The organism is Erwinia sp. PsM31, assembly GCF_030433775.1.
Classification (GTDB): Bacteria; Pseudomonadota; Gammaproteobacteria; order Enterobacterales; family Enterobacteriaceae; genus Erwinia; species Erwinia aeris.
On record NZ_JARUWZ010000043.1, the window covers coordinates 1 to 20,676 of the forward strand.

Consider the following 20,676-nt stretch of genomic DNA (forward strand, 5'->3'; position numbering starts at 1 on the left):
TGAGCCGCTGGCTGTAAGCCGTTGTGCCGTCTCAGTGGTTGCGCATTATAGGGAGTTCTTGGCGGCTGACAACCCCTAATTTTAGAAAAATAGCGCGTTCGCTGCATTCCACAGCAAAAGGGCTATTTATACGCATTTACCCACAAAGTTATCCACATCCGGCGGTAAGAACAAATTTAGACGAGCATCACGCAAACGTTTTCGCTACAATGCCCCGGAAAAATCCCGGCCCCCATTTGGGGGCGTTACCTGAATCTTCGCTGCTTCTTTCTTTATAAAGGAGGGGAAAAGCTAAGATTGATGTAACGCTCTTATCTATGCGAACCAAAGCCAAGGGATAAAACCTCATGCAACAACCTCGTCCTGTACGCCGCGCTCTGCTCAGCGTGTCCGACAAAGCCGGTATCCTCGAATTTGCACAGGCGCTTTCCGCGCGTGGTGTGGAGCTGCTCTCCACGGGCGGCACTGCTCGTCTGTTGGCCGAGGCCGGCCTGCCCGTTACCGAAGTGTCTGACTATACCGGTTTCCCGGAAATGATGGATGGACGCGTCAAAACCCTGCATCCGAAAGTTCACGGCGGCATTCTGGGACGTCGCGGCCAGGACGATGCCATCATGCAGGCGCACAGCATCGCCCCTATCGACATGGTGGTCGTTAACCTTTATCCCTTTGCACAGACGGTGGCGCGCGAAGGCTGCTCGCTGGAAGATGCGGTAGAGAATATCGATATCGGCGGCCCGACGATGGTGCGCTCCGCGGCCAAGAACCATAAAGACGTAGCTATCGTTGTAAAGAGCAGCGACTACGACGCGGTGATTGCCGAGATGGACGCCAACGATAACTCACTACAGCTGGCTACCCGCTTCGATCTGGCTATTAAAGCTTTCGAGCATACCGCTGCCTACGACAGCATGATCGCCAACTACTTCGGCAGCCTGGTTCCGGCCTATCATGGCGAAACCCGCGAGCCTGCCGGACGCTTCCCGCGTACGCTGAATTTGAACTTCATTAAGAAGCAAGATATGCGCTACGGCGAAAACAGCCATCAGGATGCCGCCTTCTATATAGAAGAGAATGTGACTGAGGCTTCGGTCGCCACGGCGCAGCAGGTTCAGGGCAAAGCGCTTTCTTATAACAACATTGCCGATACCGATGCGGCGCTGGAATGCGTAAAAGAGTTCAGCGAACCGGCCTGCGTGATTGTCAAACACGCTAACCCTTGCGGCGTGGCGGTTAGCGATTCGGCTTTGGGCGCTTACGAGCTGGCTTACAAAACCGATCCTACCTCTGCCTTCGGCGGCATTATCGCCTTTAACCGTGAGCTGGACGAAGCGACCGCTCAGGCAATTATCAGCCGCCAGTTCGTTGAAGTGATTATTGCGCCCTCCGCCAGCGAAGCCGCGCTGAAGGTGACGTCGGCTAAGCAGAACGTGCGCGTGCTGATTTGCGGCCAGTGGCAGCAGCGTCAGACCGGGCTGGACTTCAAGCGCGTGAACGGCGGTTTGCTGGTACAGGATCGCGATCTGGGCATGGTGGAAGCAAGCCAGCTGCGCGTCGTGACCAAACGTCAGCCAACAGAGCAGGAGCTACGCGATGCGCTGTTCTGCTGGAAAGTCGCCAAGTTTGTAAAATCCAACGCCATTGTTTATGCGCGCGACAATATGACCGTCGGAATTGGCGCAGGCCAGATGAGCCGCGTTTACTCCGCCAAAATTGCCGGTATCAAAGCAAAAGATGAAGGTCTGGTGGTGGAAGGCTGCGCGCTGGCCTCTGACGCCTTCTTCCCGTTCCGTGACGGTATTGATGCGGCGGCGGCGGCGGGCGTGAGCTGCGTTATCCAGCCTGGCGGCTCGATTCGCGATGAAGAAGTGATTGCCGCCGCTGATGAACACGGCATTGCCATGATTTTCACCAATATGCGCCACTTCCGCCATTAATAAGGAACCGACAATGAAAATTTTAGTGATTGGCAATGGCGGCCGTGAGCACGCGCTGGCGTGGAAAGCTTCGCAGTCGCCGCTGGCGGAAACCGTTTTTGTCGCGCCGGGCAATGCCGGCACCGCGCTGGAGCCGGCGTTGCAAAACGTCGCTATCGGCGCGACCGATATCCCTGCACTGCTGGATTTTGCACAGCGTGAGCACATCGATCTGACTATCGTTGGGCCGGAAGCGCCGCTGGTCATTGGCATAGTCGATGCTTTTCGCGCGGCCGGGCTGAAGATCTTTGGCCCGACCCAGGCTGCCGCGCAGCTGGAAGGTTCTAAAGCGTTCACCAAGGATTTCCTGGCCCGCCATAAAATCCCGACGGCGGAATACCAGAACTTCACCGACGTCGAGGCCGCGCTGGCCTATACGCGCAGTAAGGGCGCGCCGATTGTGATCAAGGCGGACGGCCTGGCGGCGGGCAAAGGCGTGATTGTCGCAATGACGCTGGAAGAAGCGGAAGCCGCCATTAAAGACATGCTGGCCGGAAACGCCTTTGGCGATGCCGGGCACCGTATCGTGGTGGAGGAGTTTCTGGACGGCGAGGAAGCCAGCTTTATCGTGATGGTTGACGGCGAGAACGTGCTGCCGATGGCGACCAGTCAGGATCATAAACGCGTGGGCGATGGCGATACCGGCCCTAATACCGGCGGCATGGGTGCCTATTCGCCGGCCCCGGTCGTGACCGATGAAATCCACCAGCGCGTTATGGACGAGGTTATCTGGCCGACCGTCCGCGGCATGGCGGCCGAAGGCAACGTCTATACCGGCTTCCTTTATGCCGGCCTGATGATCGATAACAGCGGCCAGCCGAAAGTCATTGAATTTAACTGCCGCTTTGGCGACCCGGAAACCCAGCCGATCATGCTGCGCCTGCAGTCCGACCTGGTCGATCTTTGCCTTGCCGCCGTTGACGGCAAGCTGGATAGCAAAGACTCCGTCTGGGATCCGCGTCCTTCGCTGGGCGTGGTGCTGGCGGCGGGCGGCTATCCTGGCGATTACGCCACTGGCGACCAGATCCACGGCTTGCCGCTGGAAGCGACGCCGGACGGCAAGGTTTTCCACGCCGGAACCAAAATGCAGGACGATTTGGTGGTGACAAACGGCGGACGCGTATTATGCGTGACCGCGCTGGGCGAAGATGTTGCGGCGGCGCAAAAACATGCCTACGAGCTGGCTAAGCACATCTCCTGGCATGGCAGCTTCTGCCGCACGGATATCGGCTACCGCGCTATCGGGCGTAAATAAGAGTGATTCAGGGGGCAGCACTGTCCCCTTCTCTCTCAAGCTGGCAGCCGATTAAAAGCTGTCGGCCTGCGGCTGTTGCTGACAAAGGTCTTCCGGCGTCGCCAGCAGCAGCTGCGTGCCGCCCGGCGCTTCCAGCCAGGCAATGCTGAGCGGTTCGCCCGATCCCTGCTGATGCTGGGTGATATAACGCACTGCGTTGCTGTCGAAGCCAGGCGAAGCCTTACCGCCTCCGCATAACCTGACCGCGCCCGAAGGCATCCACTCTCCCTGTAATAGCCTTACGCGTCCGCGTAGCAAATCGTCGCTGATAGTCAGCATACGTCCGGCATCAAACTGGTAGAGCGCGATAGCATCAGCCGTCAGCGCTTCCCGTCGATTCGCCAGCTGGCGCTGCATAAAGCTCAGGCGACCGGATTGGTCAAAGCGTAGCGTCACGCTTTCAGGATTTGCGCCCACGATTTTGCGTTCAACAGAAATCAGTTTGCCCTCTTGCCACTGGTAGTCCGTGGTTTCCGTTACCGGCTCGGTAAAAGGGGTATAGACCGTTTGCAGATGGATTGACTGTGGGGAAGGCGTTTTGCGCCAGATACGCACGGCGCCGCGATCGGCAAGATAGCCGCTGGCGGTAAAATCAGGCATCTGCCGTGAACTACAGCCTGCTAACAGCAGCAGGAACGGCAAAAGGGAACGAGAGAAAAGCGTCACAAGCTGTCCTGGCAGAAACAGCTAAAAAGCCTTAACAAAAGGGGCTTAACGCCCCCCTGTTTAAAACTTTTCACTGTCGATTATTTAACAGCGTCTTTCAGAGCTTTACCAGAAACGAATGCCGGTACGTTTGCAGCTGCAATTTTGATTTCGTTGCCGGTCTGCGGGTTGCGGCCAGTACGCTCAGCACGGTGGTTAACTTTAAAAGTACCAAAACCAACCAGTTGTACAGCATCACCTTCTTTCAGAGACTCAGTAATCGCAGCCAGAGTGGATTCCAGTGCAGCTTTAGCCTGGGTCTTAGACAGGTCCGCTTTGTCCGCAATTACATCAATCAGTTGAGTCTTGTTCATAAGTTATCCTTACAGTGTATTTATCGCTTGCTAAGCATCGAGTGCGAGGGAAAAACCAGTTTCTGGCACTCTCCTGCATACACGCACCGATAGCCACTTTTTTCAGCCCCACAAATGTAGACCAGACTGGGGGCGAATGTGAAGCCTTAAGGCGCTACAAATCAGGCCTGAAGTCACGTTTTATCGCCTTACTGCTGAAAATTTATACCGATATTGCTAATCCCTGATTCCCGCAGGTCAGAACGCAGTCCTTTTATCAGTTCTGGATCCCTTTCCTCACAGGCGCTGAGCAGGCGAAAAATCTCCCACTGGATGTCCCATTCCTCTTCAACGGCAGGATTGGCTTTTAGCTCTTCCTCGGTCATTTCACGTTCGGCCTGGGTCATTTCCAGCATCGCTACAGAGGTGATTGAAGCTTCGCTGACGGCAATAGCGTGCGCCAGGGTTTCACCGCTCAAACGGGAATGCAGCAGTTCGCTCAGCGCGACGCAGGCGTCGATGGCTGGATAAACGCCGTACAGATCGTAATCCTCCGCCGCCGGAATGGCTTCTTCCAGCTTTTCCAGCTGCGAGTCAAAATTCACTTTGGCATCTTTCACCAGCAGCGTTTCCCAGACCAAATCGAGAATACGACGATAAAGCTGGCCGTCGCCAAACTCGGTCTGGCGGCAAAAAGCCCAGTAATTGGGATACATGCGCTCGCACAGGCAGGCCATAAAAGTAACGTGCTGCCAGCTTTCCAGTTTTTCCAGCCGCAGGTGAATCGGATTACGTAACATGTTGGGATCTCTTAAACAAAAGTGCGCGGGCTGCAGTGTAACCGAAAAGCCGGCGCCTCACACCGTTATAGCGGGATGCCGAGACGGGCGAAAGCGGGCCGGTTGGACGCCACGGCATCGGCCCAGCGCGTCGGTTCCGGCAAACGGTAGCCCTGCAGGCAGGTCTCCACCCAGTGCAGCGCCGTATCGTTACTGACGCGGTGGCCTGGCGAAATAAACAGCGGATTGCAGCGTTTTTTGCTGCGCAGCACCCAGCCAATCTGCTCGCCTTTGTCGATCAGCGGCTGTCGGGAGCCCGGCTCGTCGCCTAACGGCTCGAACTTGCCGCATAGCCGGCGTTTCGCCACGCCAATAGTCGGCACATCCACCAGCAGGCCAAAGTGGCTGGCGACGCCAAGACGGCGCGGATGCGCGATACCCTGACCGTCGACAAACAGCAGATCGGGTTTTTGCTCCAGCTGCTCCCAGGCGGCCAGCAGAGCGGGATATTCGCGAAACGAGAGAAAGCCGGGGATATAAGGCATGGTGGTGGCTATCCGCGCGACGCGATGCTCAATAAGCTTCAGCGACGGATACTCCAACAGCACCAGCGCGGCGCGCGTGACCTCGCCGCCCTGCTCAAACCCCACGTCCGCCCCGGCGATATAGCGCGGTGGCATTACGTCAAAATCATCAGCGCGTACCACTTCCGCCGCACGCGTCGTCTGTTCCTGCTTTAATGCCTGTATATCCATAATTAATCCTGGTGATACTGTCCTGACAGTTTGTGGACGGCCTCCACAAAAGCACCCGCGTGTTCCGGCGGGACATCCTGATGAATGCCGTGACCCAGGTTGAACACGTGGCCCGTGCCGTTGCCGAAGCCCTGAAGAATGCCCGCCACTTCCTGCTCAATACGGGCAGGCGTGGCATAAAGCATAGAAGGATCCATGTTGCCCTGCAGCGCCACTTTATGGCCAACGCGTCGACGCGCCTCGCCAATATCGGTGGTCCAGTCCAGACCAAGCGCGTCGCAGCCGGTTTCCGCCATCGCTTCCAGCCACTGGCCGCCGCCCTTGGTAAACAGCGTCACGGGCACGCGGCGACCGTCGTTTTCACGCTGCAGGCCATCGACGATTTTATGCATGTAGTGCAGGGAGAACTGCAAATAGTCGCGCCCGGTCAGCACGCCGCCCCAGGTGTCGAAAATCATCACCGACTGCGCGCCCGCGCGGATCTGTGCGTTCAGATAGAGCGTAACGCTGTCGGCCAGCTTATCCAGCATCAGATGCAGGGTTTCCGGCTCGGCATACATCATTTTTTTCAGTTTAGTGAAGGCCTTACTGCTGCCACCTTCCACCATGTAGGTCGCCAGCGTCCACGGACTGCCGGAAAAACCGATCAGCGGCACCGCGCCCTGTAAATTTTTACGAATGGTGCGCACCGCATTCATCACGTAGCCCAGCTCCTGTTCGGGATCGAACACGGGCAGTTTTTCGACGTCCGCACGGCAGGTCACAGGCGAGGAGAAGCGCGGGCCTTCGCCAGCTTCAAAATAGAGTCCCAGCCCCATCGCATCAGGGATGGTCAGGATATCAGAGAAGAGGATCGCCGCATCCAGCGCGTAGCGACGCAGCGGTTGCAGCGTGACTTCACAGGCCAGCTCAGCATTTTTACACAGCGACATAAAGTCGCCGGCCTGGGCGCGCGTCGCCTTGTACTCCGGCAAATACCGTCCGGCCTGGCGCATCATCCACACGGGCGTAACGTCTACCGGCTGACGCAGCAGAGCACGCAAATAACGATCGTTCTTCAGTTCACTCATCTTCAGGACTCTTTTTCATTCAGACGCACAGTATATCAGTTATTCCGCAGCGGCGCGGCAGAGCGCGACGGTGTCTTCTATCAGCCGACGGGCCACCGTTCCCGCCGGCGGCAGCTGTGGCAAGGCGTCGTAGCGATACCAGTTGGCATCCAGCAGCTCTTTGGGATCAATGTTGATCTCGCCGCTGTCGTAGTCGGCCATAAACGCCATCATCAATGACTGCGGGAAAGGCCAGGGCTGCGAGGAAACATAGCGCAGGTTTTTCACCTTGATGCCGCTCTCCTCCATCACCTCGCGCGCTACGGTTTGCTCCAGCGTTTCGCCTACCTCCACAAAACCCGCCAGCACCGTGTAGATGCCGTTGCGGTGTCGGGTATGCTGAGCCAGCAGGATTTCATCGCCGCGACGAATGGCCACGATGATGCAGGGCGCAATTTGCGGATAATAGCGCTGGCGGCAGTGGCCACACAGGCAGGCCCATTCCGTTTTGCTGCGATGCATCGCGTGTCCACAGTAGCCGCACCACTGATGCGAGCGATAAAATTCGGCCAGCTGGATGCCGCGTCCCGCCAGCTGAAACAGGGCGGGATCCTGATCGAGCAGCTGCCGCAGCGATGCCATCCCTTCCGGACGATTTTCGCTAATCAGCCGTACAGGTTCGCCCTGCCATTCGCCAATCAGCGCGCCTTTCGAGCCGGCCAGGCCTAAATCTTGTGCGTTTCCGTACGGTAATTGACCTTTTGGCAGCCAAAGTTTCTGTTCATGGCTGACAATCCACCAGCCAGCGTCTACGCTTGAAATCTCAAGTTCCATAAATTGCTCATCCTCACTTCACGCACTTACCGGATTGGGATAGACAGTTAAAATAACACTTTTGGAGTCACTCATGCTTGACCAGCTGGAAGTTTTGGCCTCACGCGTAGGCGGATGCAGCGAACTGGTAGACTTTTGCCTTCACTCACGCAAGCAGTTGTTAGTTGCTTATTATCAAATGGTTGGCATGAAGCCTAACAAAGAATCGCTGACTACGCTCGACGAAGAGGCGCTGGATAACTTCTGTCAAAGCCTGGTTGATTATCTCTCAACCGGCCACTTCACGGCGTACGAACGGTTTATTCAGGAAATGGAAGGCACCGACCAGCTGGCCAAAGCGGCGCTGATTTATCCTTCGCTACAGGCGAATACCGAACAGATTATGGCGATTTACGACGCCCATCTGGAAAACGCCATCGATCACGATAACTATCTGGAGTTCCAGCAGGCGCTGTCGATCGTCGGCGAAGCGCTGGAAGCCCGCTTCACCCTGGAAGATAAATTTATTCAGCTGGCGCTGGAGAAGTATGCGGATAAGTCCGCAGCTAATGACTCTGCGATGGCTCGTCCTGCCTGAAAAGTTAACTGTTTAATCCCTTGAGCTTTCCATAACGCCCCTTTATGCTGAAAAGGCAATCGCATGATTGCCTCTGGCGAAAGCCAGACTTCTTCTTGTCGGAGTGCCCCTCGGGGCTGAGACCGTTAATTCGGGATCCGCGGAACCTGATCAGGTTAGAACCTGCGAAGGGAACAAGAGTAAAGATCCAGGTCAGGGCCATCGGCTCTGCGCTTACTCCTCCGAACTCCGGACAAGCAAATTTCCCTTAAGTCAGGAACTTGCTATGTCTACCCAGGTTAAGAAATCCAACCGCCGCGAACAGCGTGCTGAAGCGCAGCAGTTTATCGCTGCTTTACAGGGCACCGCTTTCCCCAATTCCAGACGCATTTATCTGACCGGTTCGCGAGCCGATCTGCGCGTTCCCATGCGTGAAATTCAGCTCTCGCCCACCCTGACCGGCGGCGGCAAAGACAATCCACAGTTTGAAGAAAACGAACCGGTGCCGGTTTACGATACCGCCGGCCCTTATGGCGATCCCGACGCCGCTATTGACGTGCGTGCCGGTATCGCCAGGCTGCGGGAAAGCTGGATTGCAGAGCGCGCCGATACGCAACCGATTGAGCAATTAAGCTCCGTTTATACGCAGCAGCGTCTGGCGGACGAAGGGCTTGATCATCTGCGCTTTGAGAATCTGCCGCGGCCGCGCCGCGCCCAGGCTGGTCGCCGCGTCACGCAGCTGCACTACGCGCGCCAGGGCATTATCACGCCGGAAATGGAATTTATCGCGCTGCGCGAAAACATGGGCCGCGAGCGCGTTCGCAGCGAGGTGCTGTTGCAGCAGCATCCGGGACAGGATTTTGGCGCGCGGCTGCCGGAAAATATCACCGCCGAGTTTGTTCGTCAGGAAGTGGCTGCCGGACGCGCGATTATCCCGGCCAATATCAACCATCCTGAATCGGAGCCGATGATTATCGGCCGCAATTTCCTGGTGAAGATCAACGCCAATATCGGCAACTCTGCGGTCAGTTCTTCGATTGAAGAAGAGGTCGAAAAGCTGGTCTGGTCGGCACGCTGGGGAGCGGATACGGTGATGGACCTCTCCACCGGGCGAAATATCCATGAAACCCGCGAGTGGATCCTGCGCAACAGCCCGCTGCCGATTGGTACGGTGCCGATCTATCAGGCGCTGGAAAAAGTCAACGGCGTGGCGGAAGACCTCAACTGGGAAATATTCCGCGACACGCTGCTGGAGCAGGCTGAACAGGGCGTGGATTACTTCACCATCCATGCCGGCGTGCTGCTGCGCTATGTGCCGATGACGGCGAAACGCCTGACCGGCATCGTTTCGCGCGGCGGCTCCATTATGGCGAAGTGGTGCCTGTCGCATCATCGTGAAAGCTTTCTCTACGAACGCTTCAGTGACATTTGCGAGATCTGCGCCGCTTACGACGTCTCGCTGTCGCTGGGTGACGGCCTGCGTCCTGGCTCAATACAGGATGCCAACGACGAGGCGCAGTTTGCCGAGCTGCGCACGCTGGGCGAGCTGACGAAAATCGCCTGGGAATATGACGTGCAGGTGATGATTGAAGGGCCGGGACACGTGCCGATGCAAATGATCAGACGCAATATGACCGAGCAGCTCGAACACTGCCACGAGGCGCCTTTCTATACGCTTGGCCCGCTGACTACCGATATCGCGCCTGGCTACGACCATTTTACCTCCGGCATCGGCGCGGCGATGATTGGCTGGTTCGGCTGCGCCATGCTCTGCTACGTTACGCCGAAAGAACATCTGGGCCTGCCGAATAAAGAAGATGTCAAACAAGGTTTGATTACCTACAAGATCGCGGCCCACGCGGCGGATCTTGCCAAAGGCCATCCCGGCGCGCAGATCCGTGACAACGCCATGTCGAAAGCGCGTTTTGAATTCCGCTGGGAAGATCAGTTCAACCTGGCGCTGGATCCGCATACCGCACGCGCTTTCCACGATGAAACGCTGCCGCAGGAGTCCGGTAAGGTTGCCCACTTCTGCTCCATGTGCGGCCCGAAATTCTGCTCGATGAAAATCACCCAGGAAGTCCGCGAATACGCAGCAAAACAGGAAGCGGAAGCAGAGCCGATAGCGATCGGCATGGCGGAGATGTCAGAGACGTTCCGCCGTCGTGGCGGCGAGCTTTACCATGCCATGGATGCCTTAACGCAGGAGGAAAAATAATGAGCCGTAGCGCTTTTCCCCTGACGGCAGCCAGGCTGGGGCTTTATCCGGTGGTGGACAGCGTCATCTGGATCGAGCGTTTGCTGGCGGCTGGCGTGCGCACTATCCAGCTGCGCATTAAAGATCTGCCGGAAGCGGCGGTGGAACAGGATATCGCCGCGGCCATCGAGTTAGGTAAACGCTATCAGGCCCGTCTGTTTATCAACGATTACTGGCGGCTGGCGATTCAGCATGGCGCCTATGGCGTACACCTGGGCCAGGAAGATCTGGCTATTGCCGATCTGGATGCGATCCACCGCGCCGGGCTGCGGCTGGGGTTATCCACGCATGATGACGCGGAACTGGATCGCGCGCTGGCCGAGCGCCCATCCTACATCGCGCTGGGACACGTCTTTCCTACGCAAACTAAAGCTATGCCCTCTTCACCTCAGGGGCTTCAGGAGCTGAAGCGGCATGTCGGGCGCCTGCAGAACGTCTCAACCGTGGCTATCGGCGGCATCTCGCTGGCGCGGGCGCCAGACGTGCTGGCAACCGGCGTCGGCAGTATCGCCGTGGTCAGTGCCATTACCCAGGCGGCAGACTGGCAGGCCGCCACCGCGCAGCTGCTGGCGCTGGCAGGAAGCGGAGGGCCGCTTGATGCTTAGCGACGGCGATTTTATGCGTTACAGCCGCCAGCTGCTGCTGGAGGAGTTTGGCCCGCAGGCGCAGGAAAAGCTGCTGGCGGCCAGCGTGCTGATTGTCGGCCTGGGCGGCTTAGGCTCACCGGCTGCGACGTATCTTGCCGCAGCGGGCGTGGGCAAGCTGCTGCTGGCCGATGACGACAGGGTGCATATCAGCAATTTGCAGCGTCAAATCCTCTACCGCAGCAGCGATATCGGCCAGCCAAAGGCCACGCTGGCGAAAGATCGTTTGCAGGCGCTGAATCCTCAGGTCGAGTTTGTAGCGCTTGAGCAGCGTATGGATGCCGCCACGCTGCAGGAAACGGCGCAGCGGGTCGATCTGGTGCTGGACTGCAGCGACAACATGCAGACGCGTCACGCCGTGAATGCCGCCTGCGTCGCAGCCAGCACGCCGCTGATCAGCGCCAGCGCGGTCGGTTTCGGCGGCCAGCTGCTGGCGATCACCCCGCCTTTCCGGCGTGGCTGCTACTGCTGCCTGTGGCCCGATAAAGCGGAGCCGCAGCGCAACTGCCGCACCGCAGGCGTACTCGGCCCGGTGGTCGGCGTGATGGGCACGCTGCAGGCGCTGGAAGCGTTGAAGATGCTGGCCGGCCAGCCGTCGGCGCTGGACGGCAAGCTGCGGCTGTTTGACGGCAAAACGCAGGCCTGGCGCACGCTTGACCTTGAGCGCAGCCCCGGCTGCCCGGTATGCGGAGGCCATCGTGAACATCATCATTAATGATGAGCCGCACGTTTTTGTCGCGCCGCTGACGCTGACCGCGCTGCTGGCGCAGCTTGCCCATAGCCACTCTGGCACCGCGCTGGCTGTCAATCAGCAGATTGTGCCGCGGGATCGCTGGGACACTCATCTTTTACAGGAAGGCGACAACCTGGTGATTTTCCAGGCTATCGCCGGAGGTTAATATGCTACAGATTGCTGATAAAACCTTTTCTTCCCGGCTGTTTACCGGCACAGGTAAGTTCTCCAACCCTGCCGTGATGCTCAATGCACTTCGGGAGTCCGGCACGCAGCTGGTGACGATGGCGATGAAACGCTTGGATTTACGCGGCGGCGACGACGGCATTCTGGCGCCTTTACGTCAGCTGGGCGTGCAGCTTCTTCCCAATACTTCCGGCGCGAAAACCGCCGAGGAAGCCATTTTTGCCGCGCGCCTGGCGCGGGAAGCGCTGGGCACGAGCTGGGTGAAGCTGGAAATCCATCCTGACGTGCGTTATCTGCTGCCCGATGCCGTCGAAACGCTGAAGGCGGCGGAAACCCTGGTGCGGGAGGGTTTTACCGTCCTGCCCTATTGCCACGCCGATCCTGTGCTGTGCAGAAGGCTTGAAGAAGCGGGCTGTGCCGCCGTGATGCCGCTTGGCGCGCCGATTGGCAGCAATCAGGGGCTGAAAACCCGGGATTTGCTGACGATTATTATCGAGCAGGCCAGCGTCCCGGTGGTGATTGACGCAGGCATTGGCGCGCCCAGCCACGCCAGTGAAGCGCTGGAAATGGGCGCCGATGCGGTGCTGGTGAATACCGCCATGGCCTCTGCCCGCGATCCTGTGCAAATGGCGCGCGCTTTCCGCCTCGCTGTAGAAGCGGGCGAACTGGCGCGGCAAAGCGGCCTGGGCAGTCAGCAGCAGCAGGCCGTCGCCACCAGCCCGCTGACCAGCTTTTTGCAAAGCGGAGTGACGCCATGAAAAGCTTTGTCTCGCAGTGGGAACAGCTGGACTGGGACGATATCCGCCTGCGCATCAACAGCAAAACTTCGGCTGACGTGGAGCGGGCGCTGAATGCGTCTGTCGTTGGCCGCGAGGAGCTGATGGCGCTGCTTTCGCCTGCCGCGCAGGCCTGGCTGGAACCGATGGCCCGTAAGGCGCAATTGTTGACGCGCCAGCGCTTCGGCCATGCCGTAAACCTCTTCGTTCCGCTTTATCTCTCCAACCTGTGCGCCAACGACTGTACCTATTGCGGCTTCTCTATGAGCAACCGGATCAAGCGTAAAACGCTGGATGCGCAGGAGATCGAGCGCGAGTGCCTGGCGATCCGGGCGATGGGCTTCGATCAGCTGCTGCTGGTCACCGGTGAGCATCAGGCGAAAGTTGGGATGGATTATTTTCGCCGTCATCTTCCCGCCATCCGCGCGCATTTCAGCTCGCTGATGATGGAAGTGCAGCCGCTGGGCCAGCAGGAGTATACGGAACTGAAAACGCTGGGGCTGGATGGCGTGCTGGTCTATCAGGAAACCTATCATCCAACGGTGTATGGTCAGCACCATCTGAAAGGCAACAAGCAGGACTTTTTCTTTCGGCTGGAAACGCCGGACAGGCTGGGACGCGCGGGGATCGATAAGATCGGGCTGGGCGCGCTGATCGGCCTTTCTGACAGCTGGCGCGCCGACTGTTATATGATGGCGGAACATATGCTGTGGCTACAGAAAACGTACTGGCAAAGCCGCTATTCAGTGGCTTTCCCTCGCTTGCGCCCCTGCGCTGGCGGCATTCAGCCTGCTTCAGTCATGGATGAGGCCCAGCTGGTACAGGTTATCTGCGCGTTTCGTCTGTTTGCGCCGGAAGTGGAGCAGTCGCTGTCAACGCGCGAATCGCCGCAGTTCCGTGACAAGGTGGTGCCGCTGGCGATCAATACGATCAGCGCTTTCTCAAAAACGCAGCCTGGCGGCTACGCCGAGACGCAAAGCGAGCTGGAACAGTTCTCGCCGCACGATAATCGCCATCCGCGGCAGGTAGCCGAAGCGCTGATCCGTGCCGGCATGCAGCCGGTCTGGAAAGACTGGGACAGCTGGCTGGGAAGAGCCTGAGCGCCTGCGCTACCGGGACCGAGAAGACCTGCGTCTCCTGCCTGGTTCAGAGGAGCCTAAGCGCCTGCGCTGCCGGATATACCGGGCATCGGCATATCCGGCATGTCCGGCATTCTGTCCGGCGCATCCGCAAACAGCACCTGTCCCAACAGGCTGTCTTTATTTACCGCGCCATAGCGTAAATTAGTGCTTAGGTATTTCCGATCCAGCCCGGTCAGCTTAACGATAGGCGGCAGAACATCCGGCAGGCGATCGATCATCAGCATCCGGCTAAGCTGTACGGCGTCCCAGCTTACCAGACGCTGATAATAAAGCGCGTTGGCCTCGCACTTTCTTAAATAAAGGTTGTACTCATTATATTCACGCAGCGCCTGCTGCTGCGTAATATTCAGAATAAGGTATTGCGGATCGGTAATTTTCTGTACCAGTTCCTGATAATTGGGCAGCTGTTGAAGCTGCTTAAACATGTCTGCCGCGCCCAGCGTAATAATCGGGCGGAAATAGCGCAGCCAGCTTGCAATAAACGGGTTCTTTTTCGGGGCGGCCATAAACCAGGTTTCAATCACCGGATAGCGCCGATCGACAGTGGAGACATCGCGATAAAAGGCGACCATGTCATAACGGCTGTTGCCGTTGACCGCCAGAAATTCATCCAGCGTGCGGTTTAGTATTACGCTTGCATCCATCCAAACGCCGCCATATTTATACAGCAGCTCCAGGCGAATAACGTCGCTTCTGTGGGCAACCAGCATGTCCTGCCGCGTAAAGACCAGCTCCGGCAGATAGTGCGACAGATTACTGTCATTCACTACCGTTACTGACCAGTCCGGGTTCTCTCGCGCAACCTTATCAACAAAGCTCTGGATTTCCTTTGGCAGCGTCGAGCCGGCCCAGAACATCCAGACCCGTTCAGGAATTTCGCCGGGCGTTCTGTTATGAATAACGATATCCATATCCTGTTCCAGAGCAGGATTGTATTCCGCTAATTTTTTCCTTTTTAATAAGGCTTTTTCTATACGCAGGCGTAGCGAAACCGCATTTTTCAGCGCCGGGCGCACCATGGCCTTTATCTTATTTTTATTCATAATACCTCACAGCAGCTGGCTGACAGTGCTGAGCGAAAAATGGAAAGCGCGGCGTATCCGGCAGCGGGAATTTGTATTAATTTAGCAAGATGAGATAAACATCTCAATATTAAGACATTGCCCTTAATAGATTTAAGAGAAAGCTCAGGGAAGAAATGAGAAGCAAAAATATAAATCAATGAAGATTTAAAATAGCCACCTGTGAAAAATCTTATAAATACAAAATTAGTTTTCGCTTACTTTTTATTTTTTAACGTAAAAATGAATGCGCCTGATAAATATGCGGCACGCCTTCCATAAATCCACTCTTGTTATGACTGGCTCTGTTAAAGCTGCCAGAATCGCTGCCGACGCTGGAGAAAAAGCGTCCGGGCCCGTCAGTTTTCCCTCGCGGGCCCGCCTCTTGCTACTTCACCAACAAATCAGGTAGCGCCGCTTCGATAGCCGCCCTGCGGACGGGTAAAGCAGATGCCACAGGAAAATATTGTAAGACGGCGGCGAGCAGCCTTTTAAAGCATCGCCCTTTGTACTGATGTTCAGCCTGGCGCGGCGGCTCTGGCTGGCCTGGCGACAGGAGGTATACAGCCGTAAAATATTAGCGCGATTAAGCGATGCGCAGCTGAAAGATATCGGGTTAACCGGCGATGACATTAAGCGATACAGGTAAAACGGGTCAGCCGAACCACGGATGCAGGGTATTCAGTAATAAAAAACCCCGCCAGCGCGGGGTTCTTTATTTCAGAAGAGGATTGCCGTCCTGCTCTGAAAGGTACTGATGGTATGCGAATACAAGTCAACCACCCGGTCAATATATCGTCATAAAGTATAAAAAACCAGCGTATTTTTATCCAATTTTTAGTACTTGATGATTCTGCATGCTTCGTCACTTATCGCATGTAATAACCTGGAACAACTTCTTTCTTACTGCGTGATAACTCGCATCTCTTCAATAATAAAATGTTGTTCATTGTCGTAGCTGTTATCGTTGCGTCGGGGCCGTTTCACCTGTTGCCGCAGGGCACCGGACTCAGGGAACGGGTTCTGTGATACCGCGAAAAACAAGTCAATCACACTGCTTGTTTCGTTTGCAGCGTTCCGGTGGGCAGTGCGGCTCCTGAGAAGGGAATCTTCCATGAAAAAACGCCACGGACTTTTTTTAGTCACGTTATTCATGGCGCTGATGTTAAGCGGAAAAGGAGCCTGGCAAATTCACCTGTCGAATATCCCTATCCTGTTTAACGTAAATCAGAGCAGTCAGGCCGCAAGCCGCTCTCCGGGGCGGCTTTTTTACGGCCACATCCCGACGCTGGCTGACCCATCCTCAAATTTCAGGCATAAAAAAACCCCACCGAAGTGGGGTTTTTACGGTCAGCAGGAAAGACGATTAATCGTCGTTGCCGCCCAGACCCGCGTTCAGCAGTTCTGCCAGGCTGGCAGACGCTTCGTCGGCCGTGACCTGAGGAACTACAGGCGCTTCGCCTGCCGCTTTACGGCGCATACGATCCTGGTGATAAGCGTAACCGGTACCGGCTGGGATCAGACGACCCACGATTACGTTCTCTTTCAGGCCGCGCAGTTCGTCGCGTTTGCCCGCAACGGCTGCTTCGGTCAGTACGCGCGTCGTTTCCTGGAAGGAAGCGGCGGAGATGAAGGACTCGGTCGCCAGTGACGCTTTGGTGATACCCAGCAGATCGCGCATATAGGTCGCTGCGATTTTGCCGTTGGCTTCCAGCTCACGGTTAGAAATCTTAACGCGTGAAACTTCAACCTGCTCGCCGTCCAGGAAGTCGGAGCTGCCCGCGCTTGCAATGGTTGCTTTACGCAGCATCTGACGAACGATGACTTCGATGTGCTTATCGTTAATCTTAACGCCCTGCAGGCGGTAAACTTCCTGCACTTCGTTAGTGATGTAACGGGTCACCGCATGCACGCCACGCAGACGCAGAATGTCATGTGGAGACTCTGGGCCATCGGAAACCACGTCACCGCGCTCTACGCGTTCACCTTCGAACACGTTCAGCTGACGCCATTTCGGGATCATCTCTTCGTACGGATCGCTACCGTCAACCGGCGTAATCACCAGACGACGCTTGCCTTTGGTCTCTTTACCGAAGGAGATAATACCGCTGATCTCCGCCAGGATTGCTGGCTCTTTCGGACGACGCGCTTCGAACAGGTCAGCAACGCGTGGCAGACCACCGGTGATGTCCTTGGTACCGCCGGATTCCTGCGGAACACGAGCCAGGGTATCACCCGAGCTGATTTTCACGCCGTCTTCCAGCTGCACAATCGCTTTACCCGGCAGGAAGTACTGAGCAGGCATATCGGAGCCTGGGATCATCACATCATTGCCGTTGGCATCAACGATTTTCAGCGCAGGACGCAGATCTTTACCGCCGGACGTACGCTCTGCGCTGTCCAGGATCACCAGAGAAGACAGACCGGTCAGGTCATCCGTCTGGCGGGTAATGGTCTGGCCGTCGATCATGTCGGTAAAGCGGACGAAACCGCTCACTTCGGTGATAACCGGCATGGTGTGCGGATCCCAGTTTGCTACGGTCTCGCCCGCTGCAACCTGCTCGCCGTCGCCTTTCGCCATGGTAGAACCGTAAGGAACCTTATAGCTCTCTTTGGTACGACCGAATTCATCGATCATTTTCAGCTCGGTGTTACGCGAGGTGATAACCAGTTTGCCAGCGGAGTTGGTAACCGACTTGGCGTTAGAGAGTTTAATGGTACCTTTGTTCTTCACCTGAATGCTGGATTCAGCAGCCGCACGCGATGCCGCACCACCGATGTGGAACGTACGCATGGTCAGCTGAGTACCCGGCTCACCGATGGACTGTGCTGCGATAACGCCGATGGCCTCACCTTTGTTGATGATGTGACCACGCGCCAGATCGCGTCCATAACAGTGGGCGCACACGCCGAAGTCAGTTTCACAACTTACTACGGAGCGGACTTTCAGGCTGTCGACAGAATGCTCTTCCAACAGGTCACACTGCTGTTCGTGCAGCAGGGTGTTGCGTGGCAGCAGGATGTCGGCCGTACCCGGCTTCAGCACGTCTTCTGCGGTAACACGACCCAGTACGCGTTCGCGCAGCGGTTCTTTCACGTCGCCACCTTCGATAACCGGAGTCATCATGATGCCTTCGTGCGTGCCACAGTCGTCCTCGGTCACCACCAGATCCTGCGCTACGTCTACCAGACGACGAGTCAGGTAACCGGAGTTCGCGGTTTTCAGTGCGGTATCCGCAAGACCTTTACGAGCACCGTGGGTCGAGATGAAGTACTGGAGTACGTTCAGACCTTCACGGAAGTTCGCGGTAATTGGCGTCTCGATGATGGAGCCATCTGGCTTAGCCATCAGGCCACGCATACCGGCCAGCTGACGGATCTGCGCAGCAGAACCACGAGCACCGGAGTCGGCCATCATAAAGATGCTGTTGAAGGAAACCTGGCGCTCTTCCTCACCGTCACGGTTAATGACGACTTCGGTAGAGAGGTTTTCCATCATCGCTTTCGCAACGCGTTCGTTGGCCGCAGCCCAGATATCGATCACTTTGTTGTAGCGTTCGCCCGCGGTAACCAGACCAGACTGGAACTGCTCCTGGATCTCGGCCACTTCGGTTTCCGCTTCGCTGATGATCTCAACTTTTTTCTCTGGGATCACCATGTCGTCGATACCTACAGACGCACCAGAGCGTGCCGCGTAGGCAAAACCGGTGTACATGGTCTGGTCAGCAAAGATAACCGTTGGCTTCAGGCCCAGGATGCGGTAACAGGTGTTCAGCATCTTGGAGATCGCTTTCTTACCCAGCGCCTGGTTGACGATGGAGTAAGGCAGGCCTTTCGGCACGATCATCCACAGGATGGCACGACCAACCGTGGTATCGATCAGGCTGGTTTTTGAGGTCCATTCGCCCTGCTCGTTTTTCTCGTGCTCGGTGATACGCACCTTAACGCGAGCGTGCAGAGACGCCAGGCCAGCGCGGTAAATACGCTCGGCTTCTTTTGGACCGGTCAGCACCATGCCTTCGCCTTTGGCGTTAACACAGTCGCGGGTCATGTAGTACAGACCCAGTACAACGTCCTGTGAAGGAACGATGATTGGCTCGCCGTTCGCAGGTGACAGGATGTTGTTGGTAGACATCATCAGCGCACGCGCTTCCAGCTGGGCTTCCAGCGTCAGCGGCACGTGAACAGCCATCTGGTCACCATCGAAGTCGGCGTTATAAGCCGCACAGACCAGCGGGTGCAGCTGGATAGCTTTACCTTCGATCAGCACTGGCTCAAATGCCTGGATGCCCAGACGGTGCAGCGTTGGCGCACGGTTCAGCAGGACCGGGTGTTCGCGGATCACTTCATCCAGGATATCCCAGACGACGGCTTCTTCACGCTCAACCATTTTCTTGGCGGCTTTGATGGTGGTAGCAAGACCACGCAGCTCCAGCTTGCCGTAGATAAACGGTTTGAACAGCTCCAGCGCCATTTTCTTCGGCAGACCACACTGGTGCAGACGCAGGTATGGCCCTACGGTGATAACGGAACGACCAGAGTAGTCGACGCGTTTACCCAGCAGGTTCTGACGGAAACGACCCTGTTTACCTTTGATCATATCGGCCAAAGATTTCAGAGGACGCTTGTTGGAGCCGGTGATGGCACGACCGCGACGACCGTTATCCAGCAGCGCATCGACCGCTTCCTGCAGCATACGTTTTTCGTTACGTACGATGATGTCAGGTGCGGCCAGATCCAGCAGGCGCTTCAGACGGTTGTTACGGTTGATAACGCGACGATACAGATCGTTCAGATCTGAAGTAGCGAAACGACCGCCGTCCAGCGGCACCAGCGGACGCAGATCCGGCGGCAGTACAGGCAGCACGGTCAGGATCATCCACTCTGGCTTGTTGCCAGACTGCACGAACGCTTCCAGCAGCTTGATACGCTTGGTCAGCTTTTTACGCTTGGTTTCGGAATTGGTTTCGTTCAGCTCTTCACGCAGCTGCTCGCATTCCTGCTCCAGATCCATGTTTTTCAACAGGGCCTGAACCGCTTCCGCACCCATTTTCGCGTCGAATTCGTCACCAAACTCTTCCAGCGCGTCCAGATACTGCTCTTCGGTCAGGATCTGACGGCGCTCAAGGTTGGTCATGCCGCCTTCAACCACCACATAAGATTCGAAGTACAGCACGCGTTCGATGTCACGCAGCGGCATATCCAGCAGCAAACCGATGCGCGAAGGCAGCGATTTCAGGAACCAGATGTGCGCAGTCGGCGAAGCCAGCTCGATGTGGCCCATACGCTCACGGCGAACTTTGGTCTGTGTAACTTCAACGCCACACTTCTCACAGATCACGCCGCGATGTTTTAAACGCTTGTACTTACCGCACAGGCATTCGTAATCTTTTACCGGCCCGAAAATACGCGCACAGAAAAGCCCGTCACGTTCTGGTTTGAACGTACGGTAGTTAATGGTTTCTGGCTTTTTAACTTCACCAAAAGACCAGGAACGGATCATGTCTGGCGAAGCCAGCGCAATTTTGATCGCATCAAACTCTTCGGTCTTAGTTTGCGCTTTCAGAAACTTAAGTAAGTCTTTCACGGATTAGCTCCCGTCGGAGTGAGACTTCTCAGGACGCCCGGGGCCGGGC

18 protein-coding genes and 1 riboswitch are annotated in these 20,676 nt (G+C 56.6%); of the genes, 10 read left to right on the top strand and 8 right to left on the bottom strand.

Annotation, left to right across the window (positions count from 1 at the left end; genetic code table 11):
• Window positions 1-347 precede the first annotated feature (347 nt).
• Window positions 348-1,937, top strand: coding sequence for a bifunctional phosphoribosylaminoimidazolecarboxamide formyltransferase/IMP cyclohydrolase (purH, locus tag QCD69_RS21230; protein WP_301253451.1), 1,590 nt, complete (start codon window positions 348-350; stop codon window positions 1,935-1,937).
• Window positions 1,938-1,950: 13 nt separating this feature from the next.
• Window positions 1,951-3,231: a phosphoribosylamine--glycine ligase gene (gene purD, locus QCD69_RS21235; protein ID WP_253456258.1), complete on the top strand. Its 1,281-nt coding sequence runs from the start codon at window positions 1,951-1,953 to the stop codon at window positions 3,229-3,231.
• A 51-nt stretch (window positions 3,232-3,282) separates the two neighbouring features.
• Here purD and QCD69_RS21240 read toward each other — a convergent pair whose 3' ends face one another.
• The 6 genes from QCD69_RS21240 to nudC form a co-directional block, all read right to left on the bottom strand.
• Window positions 3,283-3,936, bottom strand: a complete 654-nt coding sequence (locus tag QCD69_RS21240; RefSeq protein ID WP_441004991.1) for a DUF1481 domain-containing protein — start codon at window positions 3,934-3,936, stop codon at window positions 3,283-3,285.
• Between the two features lie 80 nt (window positions 3,937-4,016).
• On the bottom strand, window positions 4,017-4,289 hold the full coding sequence (gene hupA, locus QCD69_RS21245) for a nucleoid-associated protein HU-alpha (RefSeq protein ID WP_017803060.1): 273 nt from the start codon (window positions 4,287-4,289) through the stop codon (window positions 4,017-4,019).
• Between the two features lie 188 nt (window positions 4,290-4,477).
• Complete coding sequence (locus QCD69_RS21250; RefSeq protein WP_253456260.1) at window positions 4,478-5,068, bottom strand: YjaG family protein; 591 nt, start codon at window positions 5,066-5,068, stop codon at window positions 4,478-4,480.
• Between the two features lie 65 nt (window positions 5,069-5,133).
• Complete coding sequence (gene nfi, locus QCD69_RS21255) at window positions 5,134-5,802, bottom strand: deoxyribonuclease V (protein ID WP_125290958.1); 669 nt, start codon at window positions 5,800-5,802, stop codon at window positions 5,134-5,136.
• A 2-nt stretch (window positions 5,803-5,804) separates the two neighbouring features.
• Window positions 5,805-6,872, bottom strand: coding sequence for a uroporphyrinogen decarboxylase (gene hemE, locus QCD69_RS21260; protein WP_125290957.1), 1,068 nt, complete (start codon window positions 6,870-6,872; stop codon window positions 5,805-5,807).
• A 39-nt stretch (window positions 6,873-6,911) separates the two neighbouring features.
• Entirely contained in the window at window positions 6,912-7,685 is a 774-nt protein-coding gene (gene nudC / locus QCD69_RS21265) for an NAD(+) diphosphatase (protein WP_253456262.1), read from the bottom strand.
• A gap of 73 nt (window positions 7,686-7,758) precedes the next feature.
• Between nudC and rsd the strand changes: the two genes are divergently transcribed.
• The 7 genes from rsd (at window position 7,759) to thiH (ending at window position 13,937) form a co-directional block, all read left to right on the top strand.
• A complete protein-coding gene (rsd, locus tag QCD69_RS21270) occupies window positions 7,759-8,262 on the top strand; it encodes a sigma D regulator (protein WP_253456264.1) in 504 nt (167 codons plus the stop codon).
• Between the two features lie 89 nt (window positions 8,263-8,351).
• Window positions 8,352-8,452: riboswitch (TPP riboswitch) on the top strand.
• A 75-nt stretch (window positions 8,453-8,527) separates the two neighbouring features.
• Window positions 8,528-10,459, top strand: coding sequence for a phosphomethylpyrimidine synthase ThiC (gene thiC, locus QCD69_RS21275; protein ID WP_253456266.1), 1,932 nt, complete (start codon window positions 8,528-8,530; stop codon window positions 10,457-10,459).
• Window positions 10,459-11,103: a thiamine phosphate synthase gene (thiE, locus tag QCD69_RS21280; protein WP_301253452.1), complete on the top strand. Its 645-nt coding sequence runs from the start codon at window positions 10,459-10,461 to the stop codon at window positions 11,101-11,103. Before thiC ends, thiE begins: the two co-directional genes overlap by 1 nt.
• Window positions 11,096-11,857, top strand: a complete 762-nt coding sequence (locus QCD69_RS21285) for a HesA/MoeB/ThiF family protein (protein ID WP_301253456.1) — start codon at window positions 11,096-11,098, stop codon at window positions 11,855-11,857. The genes thiE and QCD69_RS21285 overlap by 8 nt, the downstream gene beginning before the upstream one ends.
• The gene (thiS, locus tag QCD69_RS21290; protein ID WP_253456271.1) at window positions 11,841-12,041 is read left to right on the top strand and encodes a sulfur carrier protein ThiS; all 201 of its coding nucleotides are present in this window, start codon (window positions 11,841-11,843) and stop codon (window positions 12,039-12,041) included. The genes QCD69_RS21285 and thiS overlap by 17 nt, the downstream gene beginning before the upstream one ends.
• Before the next feature lies 1 nt (window position 12,042).
• Window positions 12,043-12,819, top strand: coding sequence for a thiazole synthase (locus QCD69_RS21295; protein ID WP_301253453.1), 777 nt, complete (start codon window positions 12,043-12,045; stop codon window positions 12,817-12,819).
• A complete protein-coding gene (gene thiH / locus QCD69_RS21300; protein ID WP_301253454.1) occupies window positions 12,816-13,937 on the top strand; it encodes a 2-iminoacetate synthase ThiH in 1,122 nt (373 codons plus the stop codon). The genes QCD69_RS21295 and thiH overlap by 4 nt, the downstream gene beginning before the upstream one ends.
• Before the next feature lie 56 nt (window positions 13,938-13,993).
• Here thiH and QCD69_RS21305 read toward each other — a convergent pair whose 3' ends face one another.
• Window positions 13,994-15,022: a glycosyltransferase family 32 protein gene (locus tag QCD69_RS21305; RefSeq protein ID WP_253456279.1), complete on the bottom strand. Its 1,029-nt coding sequence runs from the start codon at window positions 15,020-15,022 to the stop codon at window positions 13,994-13,996.
• Between the two features lie 532 nt (window positions 15,023-15,554).
• On the opposite strand from QCD69_RS21305, the gene QCD69_RS21310 reads away from it, so the two are divergent.
• The gene (locus tag QCD69_RS21310; RefSeq protein WP_253456282.1) at window positions 15,555-15,689 is read left to right on the top strand and encodes a DUF1127 domain-containing protein; all 135 of its coding nucleotides are present in this window, start codon (window positions 15,555-15,557) and stop codon (window positions 15,687-15,689) included.
• A 717-nt stretch (window positions 15,690-16,406) separates the two neighbouring features.
• On the opposite strand, the gene rpoC is transcribed toward QCD69_RS21310, so the two are convergent.
• Window positions 16,407-20,627, bottom strand: a complete 4,221-nt coding sequence (gene rpoC / locus QCD69_RS21315; protein WP_125290948.1) for a DNA-directed RNA polymerase subunit beta' — start codon at window positions 20,625-20,627, stop codon at window positions 16,407-16,409.
• Between the last annotated feature and the right edge of the window lie 49 nt (window positions 20,628-20,676).

Excerpts from the sequence above, each read along its gene's own strand:
- purH (WP_301253451.1), top strand. The coding sequence starts at position 348 with ATGCAACAACCTCGTCCTGTACGCCGCGCTCTGCTCAGCGTGTCCGAC.
- purD (WP_253456258.1), top strand. The coding sequence starts at position 1,951 with ATGAAAATTTTAGTGATTGGCAATGGCGGCCGTGAGCACGCGCTGGCG.
- hupA (WP_017803060.1), bottom strand. The coding sequence starts at position 4,289 with ATGAACAAGACTCAACTGATTGATGTAATTGCGGACAAAGCGGACCTG.
- QCD69_RS21250 (WP_253456260.1), bottom strand. The coding sequence starts at position 5,068 with ATGTTACGTAATCCGATTCACCTGCGGCTGGAAAAACTGGAAAGCTGG.
- nfi (WP_125290958.1), bottom strand. The coding sequence starts at position 5,802 with ATGGATATACAGGCATTAAAGCAGGAACAGACGACGCGTGCGGCGGAA.
- hemE (WP_125290957.1), bottom strand. The coding sequence starts at position 6,872 with ATGAGTGAACTGAAGAACGATCGTTATTTGCGTGCTCTGCTGCGTCAG.
- nudC (WP_253456262.1), bottom strand. The coding sequence starts at position 7,685 with ATGGAACTTGAGATTTCAAGCGTAGACGCTGGCTGGTGGATTGTCAGC.
- rsd (WP_253456264.1), top strand. The coding sequence starts at position 7,759 with ATGCTTGACCAGCTGGAAGTTTTGGCCTCACGCGTAGGCGGATGCAGC.
- thiC (WP_253456266.1), top strand. The coding sequence starts at position 8,528 with ATGTCTACCCAGGTTAAGAAATCCAACCGCCGCGAACAGCGTGCTGAA.
- thiE (WP_301253452.1), top strand. The coding sequence starts at position 10,459 with ATGAGCCGTAGCGCTTTTCCCCTGACGGCAGCCAGGCTGGGGCTTTAT.
- QCD69_RS21285 (WP_301253456.1), top strand. The coding sequence starts at position 11,096 with ATGCTTAGCGACGGCGATTTTATGCGTTACAGCCGCCAGCTGCTGCTG.
- QCD69_RS21295 (WP_301253453.1), top strand. The coding sequence starts at position 12,043 with ATGCTACAGATTGCTGATAAAACCTTTTCTTCCCGGCTGTTTACCGGC.
- thiH (WP_301253454.1), top strand. The coding sequence starts at position 12,816 with ATGAAAAGCTTTGTCTCGCAGTGGGAACAGCTGGACTGGGACGATATC.
- QCD69_RS21305 (WP_253456279.1), bottom strand. The coding sequence starts at position 15,022 with ATGAATAAAAATAAGATAAAGGCCATGGTGCGCCCGGCGCTGAAAAAT.
- QCD69_RS21310 (WP_253456282.1), top strand. The coding sequence starts at position 15,555 with ATGTTCAGCCTGGCGCGGCGGCTCTGGCTGGCCTGGCGACAGGAGGTA.